Here is a 13,493-nt window from a genome sequence, read left to right as displayed (position 1 = left end):
AAAAATTATTATGAGAGAAATATCCCTTAGAAAAAATAAATCTGAAAAAATTGAATCTGCCAAATTTGATCTGAGATTTCTTCTAAATCAGGGTTATAAAAAAAAGAGTGCAATTACTTTTGTTGCTAATCGATACTTACTAAATAAAAGTCAGAGAAATTTGCTGGCAAGATCTGTTTTTTCCCTTGAAGTTTCAGAATCCAGAAAGAAAAAGAAGGTAGATCTAGAACAACTAAGAGACCAAACCGTATTAATTGATGGTTATAACGTTCTAATAACCATTGAAACTATCTGTAAAAGAAAATATGAAGACCTTGTTGTAGGTGATGATGATTTCCTGAGAGATTTAAATGCAGTATTTGGAAAATATAAATACGATCCAACTACTGAAAAAGCTTTGAAAAAGATTGTGGATATTTTATCAACGTATAAAACGGGATATGTATATTTCCTCTTTGATAAACAGGTCAGTTTCAGTGGAAAGCTAGCAGCTCTTACCAAGGAACTATTAAACTCAAATAACTTAAAAGGGGAAGCTATTCTTTCAAAAAAAGTGGATTTTGAAATAAAAAAATCATTAAAATCAGTTAATGGTATTGTTGCCACTGGTGATGGGGTTATAATTGATAAGGCAGATAAAGTGATTGATTTACCTTATTATTTAATGAAAAAAGAACTTAAAAAAAATAATAAAAAAGAAGATAATTAATCAATATTTTCAATTAGAAATAAATAAAAAAAGAAGATTAACTGCAAATCAGTCAATATCTTCAAATCTATCTTCTAATTTTTCTAATACGCCAGGCAAGGTTGTGTATTCCATTTCATCTGCTGGTAATCTGTGTGGTTCAAATGGACCGTGCCTTCTCATGTATTCAGCTACTTCTGATGCTTGATCTCTGGAACGGTCAAATGCAGGATCATCAAATAGATCCATTGGTCCAACTAGTTTTGAATCAGCAATTTGGAATCCCAAAGAAATTACCCGAGGCGGGCCGTCAAATCTAATAGGATGAGCATTTTTTTGAGAAACAGGCATTAATGGACCATTATGAGAGCCTCTCATCCATCCGCCGACTAAATGCGGGAATGAAAATGGTTCAACTACTTCTCCTGCTGCCGGGAATCCGGATTGGGCTCTTACAATTGCAACAGGGTCGTCTTTTCCAACATATCTTCCAGCCATTAAATTTAAACGTTCAGTACTTACAGAAGCAGCAATTTCATTATCATCCTTTCTGTAAATATGTTTAATTACATATCGGCTTATAGTACCTAGAAGAGCTAATAAATCATACATTTCGCCAGGACATGATAATTTAACCTTTTTATGTTCCATTACATCGAATACCTCAAATTCATACCCATTATGTAATGAAGGGTCTATTACTAAACCTGCAGTGTTGAAGGGATCTGCAAACATTCTAAACAAAGGCAGATTAAATGCTCCAGGTTCAGTTTTGTCACAGCAGAAGATGATTACAGGATCGCTGGGCCTTTCTTTGAATTCCATTTCAGCCACTCCAGGGCCCATACCTTTTATGTTACCTGAAAAGGTATCTGATAACAGATCTTGACCTGCGCCGTAAAGTTTCAATCCTCTTGCAACTTTGGTTGCTTCCTGGAATGCATTCCAAGCCAACTGATGAACTTCTTCGTTTTCTTCACCATTTCTATGAGTCATGATGAGATCTATATCATCCCCACAGTTGGTCACATGATAGTCTTCCAGAAGTCCTTCCTGCAGAGCATTATTAAGCAGTTCATCACATTTTTTAAGTAAGGCTTCATGAGCCACTACATGTCCGGCTACGCTTCCAACATCTGCTTTAATTACACTAACTGTTGTTTTCATATAAAAACACCTCCAATAAAATTGCAAAAAATTTCAAAGTATTTACAAACAACTTAATATGCAATATTATGGTTCATTCTATATTTAAGTTGAAAAACGAACAAAAACCATTTAAGTTGTCTATTTAAACTTTAACCATGTAAAAAATATGCGGTTATCAGCATATATAAGTTACTATATGATGTTACCCACGTATTTTGTGGTTAAATTTTAGAATATTAAATGCTAAAATCTCTTCCACTTATATTTAAATGAATTATATAGATTAAAAAAGGTTATAATCAAGTATTTCTTTTAAAATATTGTTTCCTTTGAATAATATATCTTTTTTAATTCATCACTCATTTCTACGTCTTCTTCTGCCTTTAATAATTTTTCAATGGTTGAATTTGTTTCTGGATAGCGGGGAACGGCAGAACAACCCCCATCTGGTTTTATTGAAATCTCATAGGTTCCAATATCTTTAGCTATTCTTTCAATTTCCACCTTATCAAAACCAATCAATGGACTTAATATGGGAACTTTGACTGAATTTCGAGTTACAACTAAATTGGGAAGGGTTTGTGAAGCAACTTGGCCTAAACTACTACCATCAACTATTGCCATAGCATTTTCTTCATGAGCAACCATTTCAGCAATTTTGTACATCCCATTTTTGCATAAAACACAAATCATTCTTTCTGGGCCGTTATCAACACAATTTTTGAGAAAATCACCATATTTCACTATATACAACTTAAATTTAACTCCAGAAGAATAACTCCTTAATTTTTCAGCAATTTTTTTAACTTTTTCAGTTGATTCAACAGATGTATAAGGTTCATTGCTAAAATGAAGAGCTATTACTTCACAACCTCTTTTCATCATCAAAAATGTGGCGGCTGGAGAGTCAATTCCACTTGAAAGCAATGAAACAACTTTTCCCTGAGTTCCAACTGGCATTCCACCTAATCCTCGAATTTTTTCATGATAGATGTAGGTTTTATCTTCTCTTACCTCCACAAAAAATTCAAAATCAGGTTCACTTAGATCAACCGGTGCATTTGTTTCAGCAATAACTACTGAACCTGCAAAAGCAGCCATTTCCTGGCTGGTAAAATCATGAACACCTACTCTTTTGCCTCGAACAGCAAATGACATCTCACTTGAAAATAAACCTTCTAAAACCAGTTTTTTCGTATAAACTGTAAGTACTTCATTTATAGAATTAAAATCAGTTCTGGAGGTAATAGCCGGGCTGAAAGATACTATTCCAGGTATTTTTTTCAAGTTTTCTATAGCCAGTTCCAGATTTGTATCGTATAAAAATATTCTTCCCTGATGAATTTCCACTTCACAATCCAATGAGGCTTTAATATTTGAAATAAGCTTTTTCTCAAATCTTCTTCTAACACGTGGACTTTTAATCCCAAGTTCTCCGTACCTTACAATTATTAATTCATGTTCCAGCATTAATTATCCTCATTAACATTTTTGTATCGAAAAATTTCCATTTTCAATGATTTTTTTAAGTTTTAATGTGATTTCTCGAGCTCTTTTAATATCAGATTGGCGACACGTTATCTGGGTTTCAATTATCTCAGCATCAATCTGGAATTTAACACTACCAGTATTCATGGTAAAGGCACCGTGCGGACATGAATAGGCACACATGCCACAGCCAAAGCATCTTTTCTTGTTAAGATAATCTTTATAAGCCATGGTAGGGCACCTTTCTTTAACCAAACAAACATCACAGTCTTGACATGTTTTTGAATGGTATGAGGGCCTCTCATCAACGTTATTCCACATAGCCCCATAATTCGTTTCCACTAAAACATTATGTCTGCCCTTAATATCAGCTATAGGTAACTTTATATCCTCATTTAATATGTAAGTGTTTTCCATGATTTTTTGGTTTAAAATAGGGATGGCTACCCCTAAACTGTTAAAAATCTCTGGGCCCGCTGCAGTTTTGAATCCTCCGATAAAATGGGGATCCATTTCATGCATATCTGCTGCCACCATCATGTTCGGTTTTTCTGGTGTACTTCGGGTTCCCTCACCGATCATTATCCCTCTGGAACCGTTTAAGAGAATGTTAGTTCCCATGCATAAAGTTTCCATGCCTGGATCGTTTTGGATTGGATTTAACTCTCCGCATCCAGAAAAAGAAATGCCCTTAAATGGACCTTCCATTTCAATGGCATTGAAAATTGACGAAACAGGTTTACTGTCTGGATTGACAAATGCTGTATAATTTTTGAAAGCCATTCTTGTCCCAATAATTTTTGCAGTACTTAGCTTGGATATATTAGTAGTTGTTTCAAATGATTTACCTTCAATAGATTCAACTTCTACATGTATATCTTTTCCAGAAATTATATCTTTAAAAAGGAATCCTCCCCCATATTCAGAGTCATAAATACTGTGGGCTGTCCCATAGACCATCAAATCGACTGTTCCTAAGAGTTCGTTTGGACAAGGTCCTGGATATCCCGGTACACCGTTTAATAATATTTTATTTGCTTTTTTGAATTCCCCTGGTTCAGATACTTTCACGTGGAATATGGCAGCTGTTCCAGACATTATACCACAAGTTCCAGTTGTTACCACATCTACGTCTTCGGCTTTGGGGTTTTCTCCATCACGCACCAGCTGACTTACTTCCTCTGCAGTTATTACTGTGGCATCTCCAGCGGATATCTTGTGGTTAATCTCTTCAATGCTTCGAATATTCAAAATATGCCTCCAAAACATTATTTTTTTAATTTATAAACTTATTTTTATATAAATATGGTTTAAGATTAATAAAAATACTTCTATAAAAAGTGGTTGAAAAAATTAGATAATTTCTAAAAAAAGAGGATAATTTCAGTATCATTTATTTGTTAAATTATCCTGATTAGTCCTGATGAAAGAATAATGGCTTTTAATAACTCTTTAAAAATTCAATAGCCTTTTCAAGAGCTTTTTGCATTTTTTCAGTTTTAGGACCTGCTCCCTGGGCAAGTGTTGGTCTTCCTCCCCCACCTCCGCCAAGTATCTTGGCTGAATCCTTGATAATATCATTTATTTTAATTTCTTCATCAATAGCTTTTTTAGATGAGGCCCCTACAATTTTACCTTCGAGATTTCCCAGAACCACCACATCAATTTTCTGTGTTTTTTCTGTTAGATCAATGGCTATTCTCTGCAGTTCTCCCATATCTGCATCAATTATTTCAGTTAAAACATTTAAATCCCTGATTTTAACTGATTTGTCTCCAAGTCCTTCTATTTTGAGGTGTGCTATTTCATCTTTTAATTTTTTTATCTCATTTTTAAATGATTTCCATTCAGTAAAGAATCGATCACATGTTTTTGGAAGTTGTGTTGGTTCAACCTTGAAAATAGCAGAACTTTCTCTTAGGATGTCCTCATTTTTTTGCATGGATTCAACTGCTGCTTCTCCTGCAGAAAAATCAATCCGTTCTACACCATCTTGTATTCTTTCAGTTCGATTTATTTTAATTAAACCTATATCACCAGTTTCTGAAACGTGTGTACCGGCACATGCCTGTACATCCACACCCTCAATTTCTACCACCCTGATATCAGAACCTGGGACTACTCCTCCCTGATAAAGAATAAAACCGTAATTTTTCTCTGCTTCTGTCCTATCCATCCATGTGGCAGATACATAGTTATTAGCCATTACATATTTATTGGCTAAAAGTTCAATCTCCTGTATTTCATGGTTTTTTATCCTTTTATAATGGGAAAGGTCAATTCTTGATCTTTTAACACCTTTTTGTGCTCCTGCCTGCCATATATGATCGCCCAGTACTTTTCTAGCAGCGGCAACGATTAGGTGCGTGGCTGTGTGATTTCTGGCCAGTGATATGCGTCTTTCCCAATTAATAGAACCTTTTACTGAATCACCCATAAAAGATTTCAATTTAGAGATATCTGATTCATCAACTCGGTGTAAAACAATTTTATCCTTTTTTTCAGCGTGTAATACCAGTATTTTTTCATTATTAAACTTTAAAAATCCAATATCTGATGGTTGTCCTCCACCCTCTGGATAAAATAGAGTTCTATCTAATATTACATTGTTCTCATAAAATCCTATTAACTCTGCAGTGAATTCTGTTTCATGGGGTGTGCTGTAAAATAAGAGATTGGTTTCAGGGAAATCCAGTTCTATATCTTCTTTAACTTCTTCCTGTTCTTCAGAATGCTGGTTGGCAACTAGTGTGTAAAAATTATCTGGAACATTAAGCTGGAATTTTTCTTCCTGTGAAATTTCTAAGGCAGTTTCTGGAGGGATTCCATGGGAATCATAAAGTTTTATTAACATCTCCAGAGGCATTTCATCCATATTATCTTTTTTAAGATAGTTTATGGACTTTTTAACCATACGTTTGCCTTTAGATATGGTTTTTAGATATCTTTTATCCTCTAATTCGATGATATTGTGTATGTGATCCTGATGATGTTTGATTGCTGGATAAGTTTGAGATAGAAAATCAAGTTGAATCTTCATTATATCTGACAGAGATCTTGAAAGATTCAAATCTTTTATAAAACGGATGGAACGTCTAAGAACCAGTCTTGCTAGATACCCCTCTTTAACATTGGAAGGTATGACTCCATCTGCCAGCATGAACGCTAAACATCGGGTATGATCAGCAATTACGTAAATTGCTTCCATTGGTTTAGTGGATTTTTCAAGATCACTTAATGATAATCCCAGTCTTTCTGCTACCCTCATCCGAAGGGTTCTAAGGTCAGCAAAAGTTTCTATATCCATCATTCCTGCTACACGAGCATTTTCAGCTAATATGTGTTCATCAACTTCAACATTAGCTAAATCCTTTAGCTGATCTATAACTGGTCCAAATGATGCATCATAAGCAGTTGGTGTTCCCTGGGAGATCCAGGCGAATCTCTCTAAACCGTAACCTGTATCAACAATTTTAAGTGGGATTTCTTTATATTCGTTGTTGGGAAGTGTTTTGTATTTAATGAAAACTAGTGTGGCCAGTTCAACTCCTCTTACACATACTTCATAACAGGGCCCGGCATTTCCTCCACCTTCCCACCATGACTCTATAAAGGTTATCTCAGACGGATCTATTCCCACATGTTTTATAAAGTCGTGGCAATATTTTATAGTTTCGTCTTCCCAGTAAATATTGTTATCTTTAGAATTAAATGCGTGATGTCCCCCCATGGTAAAACATGTCATGTGTCTACCGGTTCGACCCACATTATCAACATCATTGAGTCTTATGGAAGGTTGTGCTACTACTAAGGGGTTTGCAGGAGGTTCTACCATGCCTGATGTTACCCATGGTTGAAAGTTATATATTGATGCCCCTACTAAAAAGACGTCGTCTCTCCACCTTTTTGCAAGAACTGGATATCTTTCTATGGGTGTGTGGGAATTTTTTTTGAAAAAATCAATAAAAGTTTTCTGAATACGTGTGAGATCGTATTTATTCTGGGTTGCAGGATTTCCTATGAATTCATACTTATCACAGGGAGCGTCTCCACATGTATTTCTATCTTCAATAGACCAAAATTCGTTTCCACATGTTACACAAGTTTTTTTTTTAAATCCTAATTCTTCAAGTTGGTGAGACATGTTAATCATTAAAATATTTGTTATTAATATTAGTTTGCAATTTAGTAATTATAATTTGCTTATAATTAATATAAATTGTTGAAATATATAAAAAAATAAATAAAAAATTAATAAAAGTCATATATGCCGAATATTAGCATAATACGACTTATAAGTGAAGAATTTAACCGAATAGAGCTCCAAGCCCTGCTGCAGCTTCTTCTTCTTTTTCTTCTTCAGATTCTTCTTCTTCCTCTTCTTCAGGTTTTTCTTCAGCTGCTGGAGCTGCGGCTGCTGCTGCAGGTGCAGCTGCTGCTACAGCTGTTTTTTCCATAGCTTCTTCTATATCCACTTCTTCTAGTGCTGCAATTAGTGCTTTTATTCTTGCGTCATCAGCTTCAGAACCTGCTGCTTCAAGGACCTTTTTAACGTTTTCTTCATTTATTTCTTGACCGGTTGTGTGCAATAACATTGCTGTGTATATATATTCCATATGATCACCTCAAATTTCTTCATCAATTTAAATGCTTTTATATACAATTTATTGACAATTATGCCAATTTTACGATTTAATTATCTAATTTAATTATTAATATTATCCAAACAGAGCTCCAAGCCCTGCTGCTGCATCTTCTTCTTTATCTTCTTCTTCGTCTTCTTCGTCTTCAGGTTTTTCTTCTTCTTTTTCTTCTACAACTTCAACCTTCTTAGCACTTGATTTTAATTTTTGTAAAAGTTCATCATCAACTGCAGATTCATCTACACCTGAAATTTCTGATGCCAATGCTAACATCTGTGAATAAGCCTTGGACAGCAAAGTATCCGAAGTTTTGGATGTTAATATTGATGCATTTATTGCCAGATTCATAGATTTGGCAGCTGCATTTTGTATAATAATTGGCATGGATTCTTTGGTGTAAATTAATGCATTTACTGATAGATTTAATGCTTGAGAGAAGGCTGTTTGAATATCGGAAAGAGTTTTTTCTTCGTCAATGGTTAACAAATCTGAAGTATATACTGTTTGATTTTCATAAGCAGCTACTAAGTCAATTCCAACTTCCATAGGGAAAATTTCAAGTCTTGCAAGAATACTCGCTACTTTTGCTGGAATTTGTTCTCCCTCTTCAACAATAGTTTTATCTTTAGTTATAACAATTTTACCCTTATCAATTTTGGCAGGGATGCCTATTTGTTGAAGTTCACCAAGTATAGGTCCTGGTTTAAATGCAGTATCACCCTTAGGCACTACAATATCAGATGGAGCTATGCTTCCTGCTCTGGCAGGTGCTGGAGTTTTACTAGCCTCTAAAATTTTGTAGAGTTTGAAAGGATTCATGCTAGTAAATACCATTGCTGGTTGTCCTTCCATGTGATCCTTTAGGTCATTAATATTGGACTTATCTTTATCAGATTCCTCTAAAGCCAAGCTCATTAATGTCTTACGGGACATTTTGATGGTTGCATTACCTTTTAAGTTTTGTCGCATTTTTTGAAGTTGGGGAGCAGGAATATCTGCTAAATTAGCCATACCTATAACTTCGTAATTATTTATTAACTCTTTAAGGTTTTTGACTTCTTCTTTCTTCCAACTAGCTACATGAGGCATTAGATCACCTTCACTACTGGACCCATGGTTGTTTTTACATACATGGATTTTATTTGATTTCTTCCTTTCTCCAGTTTCTGGTCTAATATACCAAGCACAGCTTCTACATTCTCGGCAATCATCTCATCGTCCATATCTTGAGTACCAACAATTGCTTGAATAAGAGGTTGATCTTTTATTCTCACTTTAATAGTGTTTTTAAGTCTTCCAATTATTGGATCTGGTTTTATGGTGGCCGGTACTGGTTTTGGCATTTTCTTTCTAGGTCCTAGAACCGGTCCTAAAAATCTACCTACCAGCGGCATCATATCGGCTTGGGCAACAAAAAAGTTGTAACTATTAGCCATCTTCTTTGCTTCTTTTCTATTTTTTCCCAGATCTTCTAATTCTGCTTTACTTATTATAAGATCTGCGCCGGCACTTTCAGCCTGGACAGCCAAGTCCCCATCTGCTATAAAAGCAATTTTGACGTCTTTTCCACGTCCATTTGGTAGAGAAACTTCTTCGTCAATACGATTTTCTGGTTTTTTGACGTCTAAGTCCTTGATGTTTATTACCACATCTACAGACTGTGTGAAGTTTCTCGGCTTGGCTTGTTCCTTGGCCTTCTTCACCGCTTCCATTATCTCTTGTTTCATTAAAATTCCTCCATGAACTTTTAAATAAAAAGTTCATCATAAATTTGATAAAGAATTTAAAGGTTATAAAGGCGTTTAGCCTTGTAATATATCGTCGTATACGCCTTCATCAATTTCAGTTTGCACTTCTCTTGGATCCTTTCCATTAACAGTTATGCCCATGCTTACACAGGTACCTATTATTTCCTTGGCAGCATGTTTATAATCATTTGCCAGTAACGAGTCAAATTTCATTCTAGAAATTTTGAGTGCTTGTTCAACGGAAAGATCAGCTACTTTATCTAGTCCAGGATCTTGTGAACCTTTTTCGATTTTTAGCTCATCCATTATAAGTGCAGTGGTTGGTGGGGTACCTACTTCTACTTCAAATTCTTTGGTACCAGTGTCAACTATAATTTTAACTGGAACTTTCATTCCTCCAAAATCCCCAGTTTTTGTGTTTATAGCTTCAACGACTTGCATCATATTGATTCCTAACGGACCAATTGCAGGACCTAATGGTGGACCTGGTGTGGCTTTTCCACCTTCTACTAGAATCTCTACTGTCTCTTTAGCCATTAGTCAGCCTCCTTTTGTATTATTCTAATTTGATCACCTTTAACGGTAACAGGAATTGGAACAGCAGCTTCAATTAGTTCTAAAACTACTTCCTCACGGGATTCATCAATTCTTACTACTTTTGCTTTTTCTCCTTTAAATGGACCAGAAATAAGTTCTACAATACTTCCTTTTTGTATAGAAGCAAGTATAGGTTCTGGTTTCAAAAAGGTTTTTATTTCCTCAAAGGTTATCATGCCCTCAACAGCCCCCCTAATATTCGGGACCTTTAAGGCAGGGTTTTGCATGTCTAATTTTGAGGAAGATTCAACTAAAATGTATCCTCTGAGGGTTTCTGGAACTAAAATAGAATTTACTTCAATTCCACTGTTTTTAACATTTCTTGCAACCATTCTTGCAACATTTTTCTCTTGCCCTACAAGAGTTCTTATTGCATATATTAAGTTATCACTATCTTCCATTAACCACACGACCTTATAAAATTTCATAGGTTTTTGGGTTTTACTTGAAAAAATTACTAACAATTTAAGTCATATTATTAAATTACAATAAAACTTTAATTAAGTATAAATTTCAATTAAAAACGTTTATTTTGTGAAATTAAGCTAATTAAAATCATTAAATAAATTTTCACATATATTTGAAGTTCATTGTTATTACGCCCCTAATAATTGGGCACCTAAATTTATTATAAAACCTATAACACCTATAATAATTATTCCAATGCCAGTAACTTTGGCTACATTAATAAATTCTTCTCTATCTGGTTTCTTAGATACATGTAGAACTCTTCTACATTCTTTAATAAAATTGATAATAGATGCTTTTAAATTGCCTAAATTCATGAAAATCCCTACTTTGATAATAGTAAAAATAAGGAATAAAAAAATCTACTTTTTAGATTGTATTAGTTTGTTATCACTAGGGATTTATAAACCTTTTCATTTGGCAACATAGATAGTGATAACTAAGCTTAAAAAAAGTACCATTTGTGGCACTACTTATTAACCAAAGTATCTTAATCGACAAAAGAATGATTGTTCAGAATATTTACTTTTTAAACAAAAATTTAAAGATTTTTGATTAAAAAACACCATCTATAAATTCTTCTAATGAAGATTCGTCTGCGGATTCTTTTTCTCTTTCAGCTATATATTCGCGTTCAGCAGGTGTACCGAATATATGCGGAGATCTAACTCCTGCAACGACAATGGTGGTTCTGATAACATTCTGAAGATCTTCTTGTATTTGAGCTCCCCAAATTATATTGGAGTCAGGATCAAGTTCATCGGCTACTATTTGAACAATCTTTTCAGCTTCATGCAGTGTCAGGTCAGAACTTCCAGATATATTTATCAATGCACCTTTAGCATTGGAAATATCCAGATCTAGTAATGGACTGTTTAAAGCTTCGTGCACAGATTCTATTGCGCGATCTCCGGATTCGGATTCGCCCATTCCAATCATTGCCATCCCAGAGCCTTTCATAATACTTCTTATGTCCGCAAAGTCCAAACTGACAAGACCGGGTTTAGTTATAAGCTCAGTTATTCCCTTAACCGCTCTTCCCAGAAGTTCGTCTGCTACCATGAAGGCTTTGTTTAATGGCAGATTTGGAGCAACTTCAAGTAACTTGTCGTTAGGTATAACTATTACTGTGTCCGCTGCACTTTGAAGTTTTTCAAGACCTCTTTCGGCATTTTCTCTTCTTTTAAGTCCTTCTGCACTGAAAGGCATAGTTGCAACCGCTATAGTCAATGCACCTGCTTTTTTAGCCAGTTTTGAAATAACTGGAGCAGAACCTGTTCCAGTTCCACCACCTAATCCACAGGTGACAAAAACCATGTCAGCCCCATCTAATTTAGATCTTATTTCATCTTCACTTTCTTCTGCACTTTCTTCGCCTACTTCCGGCACGCCTCCAGCACCGAGGCCGCCGCATGTTTTTTTACCGATCAATAACTTCCCGTTCGAATTTGAATAAAAGAGATCTTGTGCATCAGTGTTTATGGCTACTGTGTTTGCTCCTTCTATTCCAATGTCGGTAAGCCTCGAAACAGTGTTGTTTCCAGCTCCTCCGGCACCTACTACAAATATCTTTGCTCTACTTCTATCTATGATCTCTCTAAGGTCTTCGTCGATTTCCGTGTCATTATGTTTGGGATGTGATCTATCCGTTCTGTTTTCAGATTCTTTTATGGCATCGTTTATGAATTTCAATTACTACCCCCACATCAATCTATGGAATGTGTTATTGTACTAACTTATATTTAAAAGCAACGGTTGTTATATGACAATTCTTTATCATTGCCACAAATTTTTATCCTTATGCATATAAAATTGTGATTTTTGTTAACCATTGGAAGTTGAAATATGATCACCTTCAGTTGAAAAAAATATCTCACAAAAGTTTTGTAAATGGTCTAAGGTCTGGGCATTGCAATTATTTCATGAATCCTTATATCAAAAACGTTAGTCATGTGAGCTGGTGTCAAAATTATGGCTGCATCGGCCCCTTTACCAGTTCCACCAATTGCAATAATCTCAGAATCCATTGGAATTAATCCTGCGTCTGCTGCCATAATACTAATCTCTACACCAACCTTGACTCCTTGAGAAAACATTCTAAGGGTTGCGGCTATTATTTCTACGGGCGTTATGCCCCCAAACTTGTTTGATATTCCTCTACCAACACCACTCAAAGCATGAGACCCAGTGTAACTTATTATTCCTTTTTCTTTAAGTTTTTTTTCAACTTCTGAGTCTAATTCCAGTTCACCTTTCTTTTTGAATCCGGCATGATGAGTAATGCTCACTATATCTACATCATCAATTTTTTCAGCCAGTTTCATAGCAGTTTCCCCAGAAACGGAAGCAACAACTATCTTATCTATTCCTAACTCTTCTTTTCGAATTTTAACTAAATCTAACAATTTATCTGTATTTTCTTTACCGGGATTTTCAAAATAATAAATGGATTTTTTCATTCAAAACACCTGCCCGCTTTATATCAATTTTAAGAGGACTATTGGAAGGATAAATTTTCCAATAAGTTATGTTTAGCTATTATTTATAGTAACATTTATCTAATTAAGATGTGTATTATTAACAATATTAATTCACTTTTAAAAAGTTTTGAATATAAGATTAAAAAGCATGAGAAAAACTTTAGAAATAATTTAAATGGATATCATAACAACGATATATTCTTAACTGATTCTGTTAAAAAATTAAATCCAA

The 13,493-nt window shown here is 34.8% G+C and carries 13 protein-coding genes; 1 reads left to right on the top strand and 12 read right to left on the bottom strand.

Annotated elements, in window-relative coordinates; translation table 11 throughout:
* The first annotated feature begins 10 nt into the window (after positions 1–10).
* Complete coding sequence (locus CIT01_07110) at positions 11–709, top strand: hypothetical protein (GenBank protein ID AXV37985.1); 699 nt, start codon at positions 11–13, stop codon at positions 707–709.
* 48 nt (positions 710–757) lie between these two features.
* Here the strand turns inward: CIT01_07110 and CIT01_07105 are convergent, their stop codons facing one another.
* The 12 genes from CIT01_07105 to CIT01_07050 form a co-directional block, all read right to left on the bottom strand.
* Complete coding sequence (locus tag CIT01_07105; protein ID AXV37984.1) at positions 758–1,855, bottom strand: fructose 1,6-bisphosphatase; 1,098 nt, start codon at positions 1,853–1,855, stop codon at positions 758–760.
* Between the two features lie 294 nt (positions 1,856–2,149).
* On the bottom strand, positions 2,150–3,304 hold the full coding sequence (gene thiI / locus CIT01_07100) for a tRNA 4-thiouridine(8) synthase ThiI (GenBank protein ID AXV38752.1): 1,155 nt from the start codon (positions 3,302–3,304) through the stop codon (positions 2,150–2,152).
* A 15-nt stretch (positions 3,305–3,319) separates the two neighbouring features.
* Complete coding sequence (locus tag CIT01_07095; protein ID AXV37983.1) at positions 3,320–4,576, bottom strand: methanogenesis marker 16 metalloprotein; 1,257 nt, start codon at positions 4,574–4,576, stop codon at positions 3,320–3,322.
* A 190-nt stretch (positions 4,577–4,766) separates the two neighbouring features.
* Positions 4,767–7,469: an alanine--tRNA ligase gene (alaS, locus tag CIT01_07090; protein ID AXV37982.1), complete on the bottom strand. Its 2,703-nt coding sequence runs from the start codon at positions 7,467–7,469 to the stop codon at positions 4,767–4,769.
* Between the two features lie 163 nt (positions 7,470–7,632).
* Entirely contained in the window at positions 7,633–7,941 is a 309-nt protein-coding gene (gene rpl12p, locus CIT01_07085) for a 50S ribosomal protein P1 (GenBank protein ID AXV37981.1), read from the bottom strand.
* A gap of 102 nt (positions 7,942–8,043) precedes the next feature.
* Entirely contained in the window at positions 8,044–9,057 is a 1,014-nt protein-coding gene (locus CIT01_07080) for a 50S ribosomal protein L10 (protein ID AXV37980.1), read from the bottom strand.
* A complete protein-coding gene (locus tag CIT01_07075; GenBank protein AXV37979.1) occupies positions 9,057–9,695 on the bottom strand; it encodes a 50S ribosomal protein L1 in 639 nt (212 codons plus the stop codon). Before CIT01_07075 ends, CIT01_07080 begins: the two co-directional genes overlap by 1 nt.
* Positions 9,696–9,770: 75 nt before the next feature.
* Complete coding sequence (locus tag CIT01_07070) at positions 9,771–10,253, bottom strand: 50S ribosomal protein L11 (GenBank protein ID AXV37978.1); 483 nt, start codon at positions 10,251–10,253, stop codon at positions 9,771–9,773.
* The gene (locus CIT01_07065) at positions 10,253–10,714 is read right to left on the bottom strand and encodes a transcription elongation factor Spt5 (GenBank protein AXV37977.1); all 462 of its coding nucleotides are present in this window, start codon (positions 10,712–10,714) and stop codon (positions 10,253–10,255) included. The genes CIT01_07070 and CIT01_07065 overlap by 1 nt, the downstream gene beginning before the upstream one ends.
* Positions 10,715–10,909: 195 nt before the next feature.
* The gene (locus CIT01_07060) at positions 10,910–11,098 is read right to left on the bottom strand and encodes a protein translocase SEC61 complex subunit gamma (GenBank protein ID AXV37976.1); all 189 of its coding nucleotides are present in this window, start codon (positions 11,096–11,098) and stop codon (positions 10,910–10,912) included.
* A gap of 238 nt (positions 11,099–11,336) precedes the next feature.
* Positions 11,337–12,473 (bottom strand): cell division protein FtsZ, encoded by a 1,137-nt coding sequence (gene ftsZ, locus CIT01_07055; GenBank protein ID AXV37975.1) that lies wholly within the window; start codon positions 12,471–12,473, stop codon positions 11,337–11,339.
* Positions 12,474–12,676: 203 nt separating this feature from the next.
* A complete protein-coding gene (locus CIT01_07050; GenBank protein AXV37974.1) occupies positions 12,677–13,240 on the bottom strand; it encodes a hypothetical protein in 564 nt (187 codons plus the stop codon).
* Positions 13,241–13,493 lie beyond the last annotated feature (253 nt).

Source organism: Methanobacterium sp. BRmetb2 (genome assembly GCA_003491285.1).
Lineage (GTDB): Archaea > Methanobacteriota > Methanobacteria > Methanobacteriales > Methanobacteriaceae > UBA117.
The sequence above is the reverse complement of the archived record's forward strand: the minus strand, read 5'-3'. Positions and strand labels throughout refer to the sequence as shown.

Excerpts from the sequence above, each read along its gene's own strand:
- CIT01_07110 (AXV37985.1), top strand. The coding sequence starts at position 11 with ATGAGAGAAATATCCCTTAGAAAAAATAAATCTGAAAAAATTGAATCT.
- CIT01_07105 (AXV37984.1), bottom strand. The coding sequence starts at position 1,855 with ATGAAAACAACAGTTAGTGTAATTAAAGCAGATGTTGGAAGCGTAGCC.
- alaS (AXV37982.1), bottom strand. The coding sequence starts at position 7,469 with ATGTCTCACCAACTTGAAGAATTAGGATTTAAAAAAAAAACTTGTGTA.
- rpl12p (AXV37981.1), bottom strand. The coding sequence starts at position 7,941 with ATGGAATATATATACACAGCAATGTTATTGCACACAACCGGTCAAGAA.
- CIT01_07080 (AXV37980.1), bottom strand. The coding sequence starts at position 9,057 with ATGCCTCATGTAGCTAGTTGGAAGAAAGAAGAAGTCAAAAACCTTAAA.
- CIT01_07075 (AXV37979.1), bottom strand. The coding sequence starts at position 9,695 with ATGAAACAAGAGATAATGGAAGCGGTGAAGAAGGCCAAGGAACAAGCC.
- CIT01_07070 (AXV37978.1), bottom strand. The coding sequence starts at position 10,253 with ATGGCTAAAGAGACAGTAGAGATTCTAGTAGAAGGTGGAAAAGCCACA.
- CIT01_07065 (AXV37977.1), bottom strand. The coding sequence starts at position 10,714 with ATGGAAGATAGTGATAACTTAATATATGCAATAAGAACTCTTGTAGGG.
- CIT01_07060 (AXV37976.1), bottom strand. The coding sequence starts at position 11,098 with ATGAATTTAGGCAATTTAAAAGCATCTATTATCAATTTTATTAAAGAA.
- CIT01_07050 (AXV37974.1), bottom strand. The coding sequence starts at position 13,240 with ATGAAAAAATCCATTTATTATTTTGAAAATCCCGGTAAAGAAAATACA.